The organism is Streptomyces sp. SJL17-4 (assembly GCF_036826855.1).
In the GTDB taxonomy this organism is placed as follows: Bacteria; Actinomycetota; Actinomycetes; order Streptomycetales; family Streptomycetaceae; genus Streptomyces.
This window is the reverse complement of the sequence record NZ_CP104578.1, coordinates 7,273,354-7,288,080: the sequence shown is the minus strand read 5'-3', so window position 1 is coordinate 7,288,080 and position 14,727 is coordinate 7,273,354. Positions and strand designations below refer to the sequence as shown.

At 71.7% G+C, this 14,727-nt stretch carries 14 protein-coding genes; 5 read left to right on the top strand and 9 right to left on the bottom strand.

The features are described 5' to 3' along the window. Positions 1-1,017: 1,017 nt before the first annotated feature. Genes N5875_RS32805 through N5875_RS32790 form a run of 4 tightly spaced genes read right to left on the bottom strand, consistent with a single transcriptional unit; the run spans position 1,018 to position 4,922 of the window. Positions 1,018-1,326 carry a hypothetical protein gene (locus N5875_RS32805; RefSeq protein WP_338497833.1) on the bottom strand — a complete coding sequence of 103 codons (309 nt, stop codon included), beginning with the start codon at positions 1,324-1,326 and terminating at the stop codon, positions 1,018-1,020. A 4-nt stretch (positions 1,327-1,330) separates the two neighbouring features. Then, positions 1,331-2,248 (bottom strand): alpha-L-glutamate ligase, encoded by a 918-nt coding sequence (locus N5875_RS32800; RefSeq protein ID WP_338497832.1) that lies wholly within the window; start codon positions 2,246-2,248, stop codon positions 1,331-1,333. Beyond that, positions 2,245-3,081 carry a hypothetical protein gene (locus N5875_RS32795; protein WP_338497831.1) on the bottom strand — a complete coding sequence of 279 codons (837 nt, stop codon included), beginning with the start codon at positions 3,079-3,081 and terminating at the stop codon, positions 2,245-2,247. The genes N5875_RS32800 and N5875_RS32795 overlap by 4 nt, the downstream gene beginning before the upstream one ends. Further along, entirely contained in the window at positions 3,078-4,922 is a 1,845-nt protein-coding gene (locus N5875_RS32790; protein ID WP_318206634.1) for a M6 family metalloprotease domain-containing protein, read from the bottom strand. Before N5875_RS32790 ends, N5875_RS32795 begins: the two co-directional genes overlap by 4 nt. A 356-nt stretch (positions 4,923-5,278) precedes the next feature. On the opposite strand from N5875_RS32790, the gene N5875_RS32785 reads away from it, so the two are divergent. Beyond that, positions 5,279-5,725, top strand: a complete 447-nt coding sequence (locus N5875_RS32785; RefSeq protein WP_318206635.1) for a nuclear transport factor 2 family protein — start codon at positions 5,279-5,281, stop codon at positions 5,723-5,725. Positions 5,726-5,823: 98 nt separating this feature from the next. Continuing rightward, complete coding sequence (lnt, locus tag N5875_RS32780) at positions 5,824-7,566, top strand: apolipoprotein N-acyltransferase (RefSeq protein WP_338497830.1); 1,743 nt, start codon at positions 5,824-5,826, stop codon at positions 7,564-7,566. Here lnt and N5875_RS32775 read toward each other — a convergent pair. Together N5875_RS32775 and N5875_RS32770 are read right to left on the bottom strand one after the other, a co-directional pair. Further along, positions 7,490-8,395, bottom strand: a complete 906-nt coding sequence (locus N5875_RS32775) for a Gfo/Idh/MocA family oxidoreductase (RefSeq protein ID WP_318206637.1) — start codon at positions 8,393-8,395, stop codon at positions 7,490-7,492. The genes lnt and N5875_RS32775 overlap by 77 nt on opposite strands. A 58-nt stretch (positions 8,396-8,453) precedes the next feature. After that, positions 8,454-9,668 (bottom strand): FAD-dependent oxidoreductase, encoded by a 1,215-nt coding sequence (locus tag N5875_RS32770; RefSeq protein WP_318206638.1) that lies wholly within the window; start codon positions 9,666-9,668, stop codon positions 8,454-8,456. 101 nt (positions 9,669-9,769) lie between these two features. Between N5875_RS32770 and N5875_RS32765 the strand changes: the two genes are divergently transcribed. The 3 genes from N5875_RS32765 (at position 9,770) to N5875_RS32755 (ending at position 11,754) form a co-directional block, all read left to right on the top strand. Further along, positions 9,770-10,552 carry a TetR/AcrR family transcriptional regulator gene (locus N5875_RS32765; protein ID WP_338497828.1) on the top strand — a complete coding sequence of 261 codons (783 nt, stop codon included), beginning with the start codon at positions 9,770-9,772 and terminating at the stop codon, positions 10,550-10,552. Continuing rightward, entirely contained in the window at positions 10,549-11,076 is a 528-nt protein-coding gene (locus N5875_RS32760; RefSeq protein WP_318206640.1) for a DinB family protein, read from the top strand. The genes N5875_RS32765 and N5875_RS32760 overlap by 4 nt, the downstream gene beginning before the upstream one ends. Before the next feature lie 192 nt (positions 11,077-11,268). Continuing rightward, entirely contained in the window at positions 11,269-11,754 is a 486-nt protein-coding gene (locus N5875_RS32755; protein ID WP_318206641.1) for a hypothetical protein, read from the top strand. A gap of 37 nt (positions 11,755-11,791) precedes the next feature. Here N5875_RS32755 and N5875_RS32750 read toward each other — a convergent pair whose 3' ends face one another. The 3 genes from N5875_RS32750 to N5875_RS32740 form a co-directional block, all read right to left on the bottom strand. Further along, positions 11,792-12,265, bottom strand: a complete 474-nt coding sequence (locus N5875_RS32750) for a hypothetical protein (protein ID WP_318206642.1) — start codon at positions 12,263-12,265, stop codon at positions 11,792-11,794. Positions 12,266-12,335: 70 nt separating this feature from the next. Further along, positions 12,336-13,019: a uracil-DNA glycosylase gene (gene ung / locus N5875_RS32745; protein WP_318206643.1), complete on the bottom strand. Its 684-nt coding sequence runs from the start codon at positions 13,017-13,019 to the stop codon at positions 12,336-12,338. A gap of 104 nt (positions 13,020-13,123) precedes the next feature. Continuing rightward, positions 13,124-14,701 (bottom strand): ABC transporter substrate-binding protein, encoded by a 1,578-nt coding sequence (locus N5875_RS32740; protein WP_318206644.1) that lies wholly within the window; start codon positions 14,699-14,701, stop codon positions 13,124-13,126. Positions 14,702-14,727 lie beyond the last annotated feature (26 nt).

Here is a 14,727-nt window from a genome sequence, read left to right as displayed (position 1 = left end):
GTCGGTTGAATCCGCCACGCTTCGCCTCCCTGCCCAGGCCGCTCTTGGCACGGGATAGTCGACCACTTCGTCGGCTGATCCCGGGAACGAGGTAGCAGATGAATCCCTCTTTGTGGTCGGCTCGGTGGCTGGCTTCTGCATGTGATGACCCCATCGCCTGTCTGCGTGAGTGGAGACTCAGCGAACGAGGTGTGGCACTGTTGCCGGCGGGCCGACTCTGGGACGCCCTGGCAGTCCCGGAGCCGCTGGGGCACAGCCTGCTGAACGCCTACTCCCGCTGCGGGCACCCCGCGACCGGCCCAGTGATTCGCGACAGCAGACGTCAGGAACTCGTACTCCTGATGACTCCAGGCAGCCCCGCAACGAGGCTGGAGCGGGCCGCTCGGTACCTGACGACCGGGACCTGGCTGGCGGTTCCCGACCCTGGCCGGAAAGTGGCCGGGCTTTCCTGGCTCGTCCCGCCCGACGGAAGCGGAACGCTCTTCTCACCAAGGGATGTATATCCCGCACTCGCGCCACGACCGTCAGCCAAATGAAGGAAGGAGCGAAGAAAGGGCGCGGCCGCGCATTTTCGAGACTCCCGAGGTTCCCCCACCTGCGGACTTACGGGTCTCGGCTGAGGGCTGCTCGTCTCGGATGCTTCTCCGCGCTCCTCCATACCCTGGTCTGGGGAGCCCGCCACGACGTCTACCGATTGAGAGGCCGGCTGCCTGACGCTTCAGAACCAGATGGCAAACGTTGCCGGATGCGGCACTAGAGCACTTCCGATACACGCCCTTGGAGAGCATCTGATCAACGTTCACGCCGTTGTGGGCGGGATATCCGTTTTCTCAGCCAGCCGAAGGTCCGCTCGATCACCCACCGCTTGGGCAGCGGCTGGAAGCCCTTCTCTTTCGGTCGGCGTTCTCTGGCACCGACCGCAGGGGGTGCGCTCCAGCTGGGGACCATGGCCTGCCGGGCGGGCGAGTCGGGCGGCTGACGAAGCCGCCGCACCTGGCCCACACCCAGCACCTCCGGTCAGGGCCGCTCGACCCGGAAGTCGCCGGCGGCCGGGTGGGGTTCCGCCAGGATGTCGCCCGAGGAGCCGAGTCTGGCCCGGAGGTGGAGGGTCGCCCCGAGCACCACGTCCTGGAGGAGCTCGCGCCGGATGCCGAGACTCAGCCGCGAGCCCATGAGGTTGGGTGAGATCAGGTCGGCCATGCCCGGTACGGGGAGTGAGGCGAGTACCTGACAGGTGGCGAGGTCCCACTCGTCCAGCCGTGGGTGGGTGGTCCGGGCGACGAGCCGGAGGGTGAGTGCGGTGAGGTTCTCGACGGCCTGGACCACGTGTTCACACCCCCACGGGAGCCGCGGCCCGGCGGCCGTCGAGGTACGCGACGAGCGCCGACGAGATGGACAGGCCGGTGTGCGCCTCGTAGTAGCTGTACGCCGGCATGGGGTTGACCTCGAAGCACACCCACGCGCCGTCGGGTGTGCGGCGCAGGTCGATGCCCGCGAGCGGCAGGTCGAGCGTGGCCGCGAGCTCCGCGCAGCGCCGCGCCGTGTCCGGGGGCAGGTCGTACGGGGCGAGCCGGGCGGACTCCCCGCTCTGTTCGGCGTAGCGGTAGTCGATCGCGTCGCTGTCGACGGCCGCGGCGTAGGTGTCCTCGCCGACGACGTGGACGCGTACGTCCTGGCCCGGCACGTAGGCCTGGAACTGCGTCGGGAGTCCGCGGACGAGGGCGAGGCGGTTCTCGTCGGCGGTGGTGAACTCCCTGACGATGGAGCGGATTCCGCTGACCGACTTGTAGACGATCCGGCCGTGCCGGGCGCGGAAGGCGAGAATCTCGTCGGGGTCGTCGCTGACCAGGGTCTCCGGTACGGCGAAGCCCGAGCGTCCGATGAGCTGGGCCTGGTACGGCTTGGAGGAGTTGGACTCCATGGCGCGCGGCCGGCTCACCACGACGGCCGGGGTCGTGTCGAGCCAGCCGACGAACCACTCCTGGAAGGCGGCCGCCCGCGCCCGGGCCGCCGGGTCCCCGTCGGCGGGCGGCTCCAGCGGCCGGGCGTACACGGCCGACACGTCGCCGAGCGGGACCCGCATCCCCTCGACGGTCAACCGGCCGTCCAGCGCGTCCGTTCCGACGACGAGGTCGTACCGGGCGGTGCGGGCCTGGTCGATCACCAGGTGCCGTAGACCGGCGTCCTGTGCGGCGCTGATCGCGCGGGTGAGGGGCGGGTCGTCCGTACGGCCGAAGAACAGGATCACTCGGGCCTCCTCGTGGACTGTTCGGCGACGGCCACCATGAGGGAGGCGGTGGCCTCGACGTGCAGTGGGTCGTGCAGGCTCGGGCACAGGTATACGTCCGTCACGACGGCGCCGGTCGCGCGGGGCGCGAACCGGAGCTCGAAGTGCCGTGTGCCGAGCGCGTCCGCGAGGCGTTCGCAGCTCTCGCCGTATTCGCCGGCTCGGGGGCCGATCACGCGGTCCCCGGCGACGAGCAGACTGTCGTGGTACGCCGTCGGCGCCTGGGGCAGCACGTCGACCGGGACCGGGGATCCGGGGCCGCCCGGCCACGCGAGGCGCGGCAGGTGCCGTTCCCCGGGTGCGGGCCGGCCCACCAGGCCGCCGCGCGTCGCCCCGCCCCGCCGGGCCACCGGCAGGCCGCACCGTTCGGCGTGGACGAGGGCCGTCGTGCGGGAGACGGTCCCGTGGGCGGTTCCGTACGCGTTGATCAGACCGATCACCCGGGGCGCGAGGGACAGCAACCAGCTGGCGACCAGGGCCTGCCGCTCGCTGTGCGTGTACAGGGCATCCTTGGCCCGAGGGCCGTTCTCTGCTCCCGTGGCGAGCGGCAGGCCCGGCAGGCGGTGCAGCACCGCGCCGATGGTCCGGTCGTCGAGGACCTGCCCGGTGGGCAGGGTGATCCGGGTGGACGCCTCTCCCCCGCCGTTCACCCGGTGGCTCCACCGGGCGCGGGCCAGGTCGGCGGGTGTGAGGGTCACGACGCCTCCGTGGCCGCCCCGGGGCGACAGCGCGCGGGCCACCGCCGCCGCGCCGCCGTCGCCGGGTGCGGCCAGGAGCAGGAGGGTTCCGCTCACTGCTGGGGGAGACTGTCGTACGACCGCTTGGCCTGCGCGTCGCCGCTCTCGACGGCTTCCCGCAGTGCGTCGGCGTCCGGTCCGTACTGCGGTCCGCCGATCAGGTCGGGCCGCAGTTCTGTACCGATGAACGGCTCGGCGTAGTCGCCCGCGCCGCCTGCCCCGCCCACGGTCTGCTCCAGCGTGGCGAGCCGGGTCTGCAGGTCCGCGATGGCGGCGGCGGTGGGGTCGCCCTCCCTGCCCGTCGGCCGCGTCGTCACGTCCGGAGGGTTGTCCCAGTCGTCCTTGATCTCCTTGTGCGGCGTCTTGTTCTCCCTCCGGTCCTTCAGGTCCTTGTGCTCCTTGAAGGGCTCCTTGGTCTTCACCTCCCCCTCCTTGCGGTCCTTGAAGTCCTTCACGTCCTTGGACGGTTCCTTCGACTCCTTGAACGGTTCCTTGCGGTCCTTGAAGTCCTTCACCTCCTTGGACGGGGTCTTTCCGCAGGAGACCGCCACCGAGGCCGTCATGGTGGCCGCCGACGGCGAGATCCGGGTGACGGAGACACAGGAACTGGCGCCCGCGTGGGACTTCGAGTCGGGTGCGCTGTTGGAGGTGAACGTGGTGTTGCCGCTGCTTCCGGGGTACGGATCGCCCTCGTCGCCACGGTTCTGGTGCAGTTCGAGGTTGCGCTGGTTGTCGGCCTGCACGAGGCCGACCTTGTAGTGGTTCTCGTCCCGGTTGTTCGGCTGACTCTCGTCGATGTGCCAGATCAGCAGCCCGTCTCCGGGCAGCGAGGCGTCGTACCCGGTCCGCTGGCGGTTCTCCAGGAGGAAGTACTCGCTGCCGCCCGCACCGTTCTTCCAGAGCCGGTGCACGGTGTGGCTGGATTTGACGTCCGGGAAGGACTCGTTGCCGCTGGTGGTGACGACCTTGGTCGTGGCCCAGCCCTGATTGACCTTGCACCAGGCGGACGGGTGCGTGGGGATGTCTCCGTCTCCGCCCCAGGAGCCGGCTCCCATCAGGCACCACGATCCGACGCCCTCGGAGCTGTCGTCCGTGTCGTAGAGGTCGGGGAAGCCGAAGAGCAGATGTCCGAGTTCGTGCGCGCAGACGCCGATCCTCGCGTCCTCGGAGATGGTCAGATAGCCGTAGACCCTGGTGCCGTCGGTCGAGTGCACGGCGGGCAGCGTCGCCTTGTGCGACCAGATGTGGGCGGGATTTCCGGTCTCGTCGGCGGCGGCCCCGGCGTGCACCACGATGAAGGCGTCGACGTAGCCGTTGCCGTCGTTGTCGAACGGCGCGAAGTTCACGCTCGGGTCCGCGGCCTCCACGGCGGACCTCGCCATCGCCGGTGACCGGAACGGCCCGCTGGGCCTGCCGATCCCGTAGTTGCCGGCCGCGTACCAGTCCATGGTCTCGGGCATGCGGTACGGGCCGTGGACCTCGCCGACAAGGTCCACCAGGCCGTTCGTGACCTCGCGGTAGTACTCGCGCACGCTGCCGTGCTGCATCACGCCGAGCGAGAAGAACAGCCTGTCGAGGTCGGCCACCGTCTTCGTCATCGGTTTGTCCGAGAAGTCGACCAGGATGACGACCGCCCTGATGGTGCCGCGCAGCGGCGCCCGGTCGGCCGCCGCCGCGCTGATGGTGTCGCGGGGGGTCCCGGGCGGAAACTCCTCCGGCGGGAAAATCGTTCCGTCGTCGAAGCCCAGGGGTGTGGGGGTGCTGGTGAAGCCGAGCAGGTTCGTGAGTTCGCTCGGACCACCGCGTACTCGGTCGAGTTCGTCCAGCATGCGCCGGCGTAGGTCCGGGCTGGGTGCGACGGCGCAGAACGAGGAAGAGACGGCGGCACGGTCGGCCATTTCGACTCCATGGAGTGATGATGTGTCGCTTACCGTAACCACGGTAGGCGCCGCCGGTTGAGGGTGCGCGTTGGACGAACCAGCCATCGGCATATGCGCTCCCCTGGGCGGCGCGCGCGGCACACGGGAACGCGCCCATGTGCGCCCTCGCGCCCCACGCGCCGAGCTGTACGCGGCCACTCGGCCACGCCGCCACGCGGCCACGCGGCCACGCGGCCACGCGGCCACAGCCTCATCGCGGCAGAGAGTCGTACGGGGCAGCCTGTTCGCAAAGCCCCCTCGTGGGCGAGGCTGACCACGAACTCTCCCGGCGCACACCCCTTGGCCCCTGACCCGACCTGCCCGACACTGATCCGATGACGCAGCGCGTGGACCTCGCGACCGTGATGGACCGACTCGCCGTCGACGACCTGATCACCGGGTACGCGGCGGCCGTGGACGACGCCGACTGGACCGCCTACCGAGCGCTGTTCGCCCCGGACGGCCGGGCCGACTACCGGGGCTCGGGCGGCGTCGAGGGGCCCGCGAGCGAGGTGGCCGACTGGCTCGCCGAGACGTTGACGCTCTTTCCCGTACGGCAGCACCTCATCGTGAACCGCCGCGTCCACTTCCGCGGGCCGGCCGGATACCCGGAGACCGGGGACACCGCGGACATCCGCGCCGACTACGTCAACCCGATGCGCTTCACCTCCGGCGAGGACTTCGTCTGCGGGGGCCGCTACGCGTTCGGGGCGGTACGGACCGTCGACGGCTGGCGGCTGACCTCGGTCGTGGTCGACGAACGGTGGCGTCGGCACAACTGACCGCCATGCCGGCGGCCACGCCGACGGCCACGAGCGGTTCCCCGAGCCGCGCCGAACCCGGTCACGCCCGACACTGAAGGCAAGGGCGGAGGCATGCCATGCGAAATCCGTTCGTACGACGGGACCGGAGCCAGGACCGGGGCCGAGGCCGAGGCAAGGACCGAGGCCAGGACCGGGCCCAAGGTCAGGGCCAGGACCCGGATCAGACACCGGGCCCTGGCCCCGCGCCTGCACCCGCCCGGGGCCCCGCCCGTCGGCGTACCCTCGGCCGTTCCCTGCTCGCCGTCGGCTGCGGCGCGCTGCCCGCGCTCGCCTTCCCCGCCCCCGGACTCTGGTGGTGGGCGTACCTGGCGCTCGTCCCCTGGCTTCTCCTGATCCGTACGGCTCCGGGAGGGCGTCGGGCCGCCCTGGACGGCTGGCTGGGCGGGATCGGCTTCGTGCTCGCCGTCCATCACTGGCTGCTGCCCAGCCTGCATGTCTTCCTCCTCCCGCTCTCTGCGCTGCTCGGCCTGCTGTGGCTGCCGTGGGCCTGGCTCGTGCGGTCCCTGCTCGGTGGTGCGCCGTCGGCGCTGCGGGCCACCGTCGCCCTGCTCGCGGTGCCCTCCGGCTGGCTGCTGATCGAGCTGGTGCGCTCCTGGGAGGGCCTGGGAGGACCCTGGGGGCTGCTCGGGACGAGCCAGTGGGAGGTGCCGGCGGCGCTGCGGCTCGCCTCGGTCGGCGGGGTCTGGCTGGTGACCCTGCTCGTGGTGGCGGCGAACACGGCCGTGGCCCTGCTGGTGGCCGCGCCGGGGCTGCGCGCCGTCGGGGTCGCGGGGATCACCGGCTGCGCGCTCGTGGCGGGTACCGCCGCCTGGGGGGTGGGGGCGCCGCGCGTGAGCGGGACGGTGCGGGTGGCCCTCGTACAGCCGGGGGTGCTCGACGGTGCGGACGGGGTGGAGCGGCGCTTCGACCGCGCCGAGGAGTTGACCCGTTCCCTCGCGGGGCAGCGCGTGGATCTGGTGGTCTGGGGTGAGAGCGGTGTCGGCGCCGACCCGGCGGGCCGTGCCGATCTGGCCGCCCGGCTCACCGACCTGTCACGGGCGGTCGACGCACCGCTCCTGGTCAATGTGGACGCGCGCCGGACCGACCGACCGGGCATCTTCAAGAGCGCCGTCCTGGTCGGCCCGGCAGGTCTCACCGCGGAGCGCTACGACAAGATGCGGCTCGTGCCGTTCGGCGAGTACATCCCCGCGCGCGGCGTCCTGGGCTGGGTGACGTCGTTCGGCAAGGCCGCCGCCGAGGACCGCCGGCGGGGCACCGCACCCGTCGTGATGACGCTGCCGGCCACGGGCGAGGGCAGCGGGGACAATACCGGCGGCAGCGCCCGGGGACCGCTGATCGGCCCGCTCATCTGCTTCGAGTCCGCCTTCCCCGACATGAGCCGGCACCTCGTGCGTGACGGGGCCGGGCTGCTCGTCGTCCAGTCGTCGACCAGCACCTTCCAGGAGAGCTGGGCGCCGGCCCAGCACGCGTCCCTGGCGGCGCTGCGGGCCGCGGAGACGGGCCGGCCCGTCGCACACGCGACGCTCACCGGGGTCAGCGCGGCGTACGGCCCCGACGGGCGCGGGATCGGGGCCGTGCTCGGTACGGACGTGAGCGCCGTCGCCGTCCGCGAACTGCCGCTCTCGGACACGACGACGGGCTACGTCCGCTGGGGCGACTGGCCCTTGTACGGGGCGCTCGCCGTGGTGGCCCTGGTGTGCGCCGCCGAGGGCGCGGGCGCGTTCAGGAGGCCTGGGTCAGCGCCTCGCGTACGACGCGCTCGCACAGCTCGTGGGTCAGCAGGGCGTCCCGGGCACTGAGCACCCGCCCGTCGCGTACGGCGTCGAGGAAGGCCAGTACGGCCTGCTCGATACCGCGTTGGCGGGGCACCGGCACCCAGTCGCCGCGCCGCCGCAGGGTCGGCTGGCCCTTGTGGTCGACGACCTCGGAGAGGTTGATGACCTGGCGCTTGGTGTCCTGCCCGGAGACCTCGAGGATCTCCTCGGTGGAGCCGTTCATCCGGTTCATCATGCCGATGGCGGTGAAGCCGTCGCCGGAGAGCTGGAGCACGACGTGGTGCATGAGCCCCCCGCGGATACGGGCCCGCACGTCGACGTGCTCGATCTCGCCGGGCAGGAGGAACCGCAGGGTGTCGACGACGTGGATGAAGTCGTCGAGGACGAAGGTGCGAGGGTCTTCGGGCAGACCGACGCGGTTCTTCTGGAGGAGGATCAGCTCGCGCGGATGCTCGGCGCACTGGGCGTACGAGGGGGCGAGGCGCCGGTTGAAGCCGACGGCGAGGCTGACCGAGCGCTTCTCGGCCAGTTCCACGATCTGCTCGGATTGGGCGTACTCGTAGGCGAGGGGCTTGTCGACGTACGTGGGGACGCCCGCGTCGAGGAGCCGGCCGGCGATCTCGGCGTGCGCGTCGGTCGGCGCGTGGACGAACGCGGCGTCGAGTCCGGCGGAGAGCAGCGAGTCGAGGTCGCCGTGGCGCTGTGCGGCGGGCAGGTGGAGGGTGTCGGCGACCCGGTCGAGCGTCGCGCGGGTGCGGGTCTGGAGGTGGAGTTCGACCCCGGGAAGGGTGGCGAGGACCGGAAGGTAGGCCTTCTGCGCGATGTCGCCGAGTCCGATGCAGCCAACCTTCACGGGTTCTCCCTTGTCGTGTCCACAGGCCCTGTACGGGGGGCCGTTCGCGCTGGTCAGCTTACGCGGACCGGGCCGGGGCCGACGGCGGCCGCCAGTCGGCGATGCCGTCGAAACCGCGCAGGACGAGCCCCGGACCGAACCGGGAGACCGCGCTGACGAGCGTGGAGCGCAGGGCGACGGCGGGGCGGGCCGAGAGCAGGGTGACGGCTCCGGTGCGGGCGGCCTTGCGGACGATGGCGGTGGTACGGGGAAGCCGGTCTGCGGTGTACGCGGCGAGGTCGCGGCCCGGGACGAAGGCGGGCTCGGGGCCGGTGCGGTGGCCGTCGGCCGCGGGGCCGATGTGGTGGGCGAGGACGACGGCGTCCTCGATCGCCTGGTTTCCGCCCTGCCCGAGGCTCGGCATCATCGCGTGCGCGGCGTCGCCGAGGAGGGCGACCCGGCCCCGGTGGAAGGCCGGCAGCGGGTCGGGCAGGTGGTGGACGTCGTGGCGGAGGACCTGCGCGGGGTCCACGGCGGCGAGGATCTCGGGGACGGGGTGGTGCCAGTCGCCGAAGAGGCGCAGGAGTTCGGCCTTCTCGTCGTCGGGCGCCCGGCCGTCGGCGGGGGCGGCGGCCATCGCGTACGCGTAGATCCTGCCGTCCTTGAGGGGCTGCGTCCCCCACAGGCGTCCGGCGCCCCAGGTCTCGTGCGGGGCGAACGGCCGCTCGGGGGCCGGGACGACGAGCCGCCAGGTGGTGCAGCCGGCGTACCGCGTCCCGGGGTGCCCGGGGAAGAGGGTGTGCCGCGTCGCGGAACGGATGCCGTCGGCGGCGACGACGAGGGCGGCCTCGATCTCGCCGTCGGGGGTGGTGAGACGGGCGGGGCGGTGGTCGTCGCCGGGGTCGACGAGCGTGGCGGCCGCTCCGGTGCGGACGGCTCCGTCGGGGAGGGCCGAGGTGAGGATGTCGACGAGGGTCGCCCGGTGGAGGAGGACGAGTGGCCCGCCGAAGCGCGCGGCGGCGGCCTTGGCGTTCGTACGGGCGAGCCAGCGGCCGTCGGGGGCGCGCATGCCGCCGTCGCCCTGCCAGGCGGCGAGGTCGCGGACGCGGTCGCCGAGGCCGATGACGTCCAGGGCGCGCTGGGCGTTGGGGGCGAGGCCGATGCCGGCACCGACGGGGGCGAGGTCGGGGGCCCGCTCCAGGACGGTGACCTGCCAGCCGTTGCGGTGGAGGGCGACGGCGGCGGTGAGTCCGCCGATGCCGGCTCCGACGACGACGGCGCGGTGCTGTTCCATGGCTTCTCCTCGGATCAGCGAACTACAGGTGTAGTTCGTCCGGTGTGGCGACCGTACTACAGATGTAGTGAGTCGGGAAGTGACGGCTGTAGGTTGTCCTCATGACCTCAGCGACGCCCTCCGCTGCCCCTCCCGGCTCCCCTGGCTCCCCTGGCTCCCCTGGCTCCCCTGGTTCCCTCGGCTCCCTCGACTCCCCCGCCTCCCGTGCGGACCGGATCGGCGACGCCGCCCTCGACCTCCTCGTGGAACGCGGCATGCGGGGCCTGACCCATCGGGCGGTGGACGAGCGGGCGGGGCTGCCGCAGGGGTCCACGTCGAACCACGCCCGCACCCGCCAGGCGCTCCTGGAGACGGCCGTACGACGTCAGGTACAGCTGGAGTCGCGGGTCCTGACCCCGGACGAACTGCCGGGCGCAGCCGGGCCGGGGGCACCGGAAGGGACGTCAGAAGGGACCCCCGACGGCGCGGTCATCGACACCGACGCCCTCGTGGACGCCCTCTCCCTCGCCCTCCACCGCTATCTCACCGACCACCGCGCCCTGCTCGTCTCCCGCTACGAGTTGGCCCTGGAGGCCACCCGGCGCCCCGAGCTCCGCGCCTTCTTCGACACCGCCGGTTCCGTCTTCCGCGGCCCCCTGGTCGCGATGACGGCGGCGGCCGGCTCACCCGAGCCCGAGCGACACGCGCTCTCCCTCATCGCCTGGTGCGAGGGGCTGATGTTCTCCTGCGCCGTCGGCTCCTTCCACGCGGCCGTGCCGAGCCGCGCGGAACTGCGCACCGGCTTCGACGAGTTGCTGCGGGGCATGCTCGACGGCGGCACCGGCCCGGGGTGCGGGGAAAGCAGTGGCACGGCCGGTGATCATGGGGGACGATGCCGCGCATGACCACCGAACGTACAGAAACCGCCCTCCGCGTGGACCCGTCCACCACCTCCGGCGAGCGCGAGGCGCTGGAGCAGTGGCTCGACTTCCATCGCGCGACCCTCGCGAGGAAGTGCGAGGGGCTCGACGACGCCCAGCTGCGCACCCCGTCCGCCCCTCCCTCGGAGCTCAGCCTGCTGGGCCTCGTCCGCCACATGGCGGAGGTCGAGAACGGCTGGTTCCGCAACGTCCTGGCCGGCGAGAAGGCGGGCTGGATCTACTCGACCGAGGAGGACCACGACCGGGACTTCCACGTCACCGACGAGGACACCTTCGAGGAGGCGCACGCGACCTGGCAGGCGACGATCGCCCACGCCCGCACCGTGGCCGCCGCGCGCGATCTCGACGACCTGGGCGAGGGCGGGCACCACTCGGGGAAGTCGTACAACCTGCGCTGGATCTATCTGCACATGATCGAGGAGTACGCCCGCCACAACGGCCACGCGGACCTCGTCCGGGAGCGGATCGACGGCGCGACCGGAGACTGAGCGCCCACGCGCCGCGGACCGTTCGGTATCCGGCCACGTGACCGCGTGACCGCCTACCCGCCTACCCGTCGGCTCACCGGCTCGCCGACGCGCCGACCGAGTCAAGGCCGGTCCCGCGTCGGCTCACCCGTGCGGGGCATTCCCCACCGGTAGGGGCGCGAAGATCACCGCCGGGACAGCAGAGTGGCGCGGGTGCATGGAACCCGAACCACAGCGAAGATCCTGGTCGGGGTGGCCGTGGCCGCCCTCGCGGGCTGCGTCTCGGTGGACACCCCGCCGACGGTGCCCGCCCCCGCGCCCGCCGCGGAGACCGTACGACCCGGCCAGGACGTGGCCCCGCAGATCGTCGAGGGACCGGCTCTCGAAGCCCTCGAAGCGGCGCTCCCCGCTCCCCCGCCGTCCGCCACACCCCGCGCGACACCCTCGCCCGAGGCGCGTCGACGGGAGGCGGCCCCGCCCCGCCCGGAGGCGCCGCGCCCCGAGTCCGTACCGCGGCAGCGTGAGCGTCCGCGCCCCGAGACCCGGCCGCCGCTGCCCGAACTGCCGCCGGAGCTGACCGAACTGCCGAAGAACTCGCCGGTCTCCCGCGCGGACGTCTGCGCCCTGGGCGAGCGGTACGGCGGCTGGGGGCCGGACAGCGACCCGTCGCGCATCTGCCACGGCACGTACGGCCGCTGAGGCCCCGGGGCGAGCGGGCCGCGCAGGCGCCCGGCCCTCACACTCCCCGAAGCCGCAGCTCCAGCCGTTCGATCGCGGCCCGCACCCCGTTCCCGTAGCCGTCGTCGTCGAGGTGGTCCGAGGCGGCGCGGGCCCGGTCCAGATGGACCCGCGCGGCGTCGGGCCGCTGGAGCTTGACGTAGTCGGCGGCCAGGTTGAGGTGGAGCGAGGGGTACAGCGCCCGGAGGGCGACCGCGGAGCCGTGCTCGGCGAGCCGCTCCTCGGCGAGGCCCTCGGCCGCGCTCAGAGCGCGCAGGTCCCAGGCCAGCTCGGTGTCGGGGTCGTCCTGGGCGTCCGCCATGTAGTGCGCGAGGGTGCACCGGTGCAGGGGGTCCCCGTCCGGGCCGATCTGCTGCCAGAGCAGCCCGAAGCGGTTGCGTGCCTCCTCGCGGTCGCCGCCGTGGAGCAGCATCATCGCCTGCCCGATCCTGGTCATGACCCCGTCGTCCGACACCTGCTGCTGCTCGGTCACCGCGACCTCCACCCGCTCACCCACTGGGAGAGCCGACGCTAGCCGCACCGGGGCCGGATCGGGCCGAGGCTCAGCCGAGGTCCGGGATGCGCCAGTCGATCGGCTCGTGTCCCTGGGCCGCTACGGCCGCGTCGATCTGGGTGAAGGGCTTCGATCCGAAGAACTTCTTCGCCGAGAGCGGCGAGGGGTGGGCGCCCTTGACCACCACGTGCCGCTCCTCGTCGATGAGGGGCAGCTTCTTCTGGGCGTAGTTGCCCCAGAGGACGAAGACGGCGGGGTCGGGGCGCGAGGCGACGGCGGTGATCACCGCGTCGGTGAACTTCTCCCAGCCCTTGCCCTTGTGCGAGTTCGCCTCGCCGGAGCGGACGGTCAGCACGGCGTTGAGCAGGAGGACGCCCTGCTCGGCCCAGGGCATCAGATAGCCGTTGTCCGGGACGGGGTGGCCCAGCTCGGCCTGCATCTCCTTGTAGATGTTCCGCAGGGAGGGCGGGGTCTTCACCCCGGGCCGGACCGAGAAGCAGAGGCCGTGCCCCTGCCCCTCGCCGTGGTAGGGGTCCTGACCCAGGATCAGGACCTTCACCTTGTCGTACGGGGTGGCGTCGAGGGCGGCGAACACCTCGTCCTTCGGCGGGAAGACCGGTCCCTTGGCGCGCTCCTCCTCGACGAACTCGGTGAGCTGGGCGAAGTACGGCTTCCGCAGTTCCTCGCCGAGAACACCCTGCCAGGACTCGGGCAGCATGCTGGTGTCGGTCACGGTCAACAACCTCCGGTGGACGTTCCTGTTACTCCGTCCACGAACCTACCGGGGGCCACTGACAGTGGCCCCCACAGGCTCCCGGCACCCGGCCCGCCCCGGTCCTACCAGCTGGCCCGGCGGCTCAGCTCCCAGAGCTGCATGACGGTCTGCGGGTCGAGTGCGCCCTCGCCGCCGCCGATGTCGTCACGGGCCGCGATGTACAGCTTGCCCTGCCACAGGGGCAGCAGCCGGACGTCCTGGACCATGATCTCCTGGGCCTCCACGAACTCGTCCGTGACGGTCCCGCGGTCGCTCTCGCGGCGGGACTTCGGAAGCAGTTCGCCGGTGATCCTGAGGCTCTCGTACGGCGTACCGAGGACGTTCTCCTTGCCGACGAACGGCGCCACGAAGTTGTCCGGGTCCGGGAAGTCGGGGAACCAGCCGCGGCCGAAGACCGGGTACTCGCCCTTCTGGTAGCCCGCCTGGAAGTCCTTCCAGGGCTTGCCCTCGACGGTGACCTTGAAGAGGCCGGTGGCCTCCAGCTGGCGCTCGAGCTCCTTGAACTCGGCGGCCGTCGAGGAGCCGTAGCGGTCCGTCGTGTACCAGAAGTTCAGCTCGACGGGCTCGGTGATGCCGGCCTCGCGGAGGATCTTCTTGGCCTTCTTCGCGTCCGGGTCGCCGTAGCGGTCGAAGAACTTGGTGGTGTGGGCGGCGATTCCCTTGGGCACCATGGAGTACAGGGGCTCGGCGGTGCCCTGGTAGACCTTGTTGACCAGTGCGTCGCGGTCGACGACCTGGGCGATGGCCTTGCGGACCGCGGGCTTGGCGATCGTGGGGTCCTGGGTGTTGAAGACCAGGTAGCGGATGTCGGCGCCGGTCGACTCGATGATCTGCAGGCCCTGGTTCTCGGGCTTGTCGTCCTGGAGTTCGATGACCTCCTCGGCGGTGAGGCCGCGGTAGGTGGCGTCGATCTCCTTCTTCTTGAGCGCGGCGACCATCGCCTCGGACTCGTCGAAGTAGCGGATGGTCACGCCGCCGTTCTTGCGGTCGGCGAAGCCCTTGTACGTGGGGTTCTTGGTCAGCTCCGCCGACTCGCGCTCGGTGTACGAGTCGAGGACGTACGGCCCCGAGCCGGTGAGCTTGCCGTCCGTGCGCAGCTGGTCGGCCGGGTACTCGGCCGGGTCCACGAGGGACATCGCCGGCGTGGCGAGGACCATCGGGAAGGTGGCGTCCGGCTTGTTGAGCCGGAAGACGACGGTCCGGTCGCCGACGGTCTCGATCTTGTCGAGCGAGCCGAGCATGCCGTTCGGGCCGCCCTTGTGATTGATCGTGCGGATGCGCTCGATCGAGTACTGCACGGCCTTGGCGTCCAGCTTGTGCCCGTTGGAGAACGTGAGGCCCTCCACGAGCTTGCACTCGAAGACCCGGCTGGAGTCGTCCGAGAACCTGCAGTCCGCGGCGTCGGAATCCGGGGTCGTGCTGCCGGTCGGGAAACTCACCAGGGTCTGGAAGACATTCCGGAAGAGCTCCCAGGAATTGTCCCAGGCAGCAGCCGGGTCAAGCGTGGTGGGAGAGCTCGTCGTACCGACGACGATTCTCTGTTCCCCGGCCGAATCACTGTCAGAGAAGACACTGCATCCGGTTACCAGGGATATGGACACAAGGGCTGCAGCCGCCTGCAGACTGGTCCGGTTGAACACGTGCACGCTCCTCGTTCAGCCACGGG

Coding starts and splice junctions, on each gene's coding strand:
- N5875_RS32790 (WP_318206634.1), bottom strand. CDS start 4,922: ATGGCCGACCGTGCCGCCGTCTCTTCCTCGTTCTGCGCCGTCGCACCC.
- N5875_RS32785 (WP_318206635.1), top strand. CDS start 5,279: ATGACGCAGCGCGTGGACCTCGCGACCGTGATGGACCGACTCGCCGTC.
- lnt (WP_338497830.1), top strand. CDS start 5,824: ATGCGAAATCCGTTCGTACGACGGGACCGGAGCCAGGACCGGGGCCGA.
- N5875_RS32770 (WP_318206638.1), bottom strand. CDS start 9,668: ATGGAACAGCACCGCGCCGTCGTCGTCGGAGCCGGCATCGGCGGACTC.
- N5875_RS32765 (WP_338497828.1), top strand. CDS start 9,770: ATGACCTCAGCGACGCCCTCCGCTGCCCCTCCCGGCTCCCCTGGCTCC.
- N5875_RS32760 (WP_318206640.1), top strand. CDS start 10,549: ATGACCACCGAACGTACAGAAACCGCCCTCCGCGTGGACCCGTCCACC.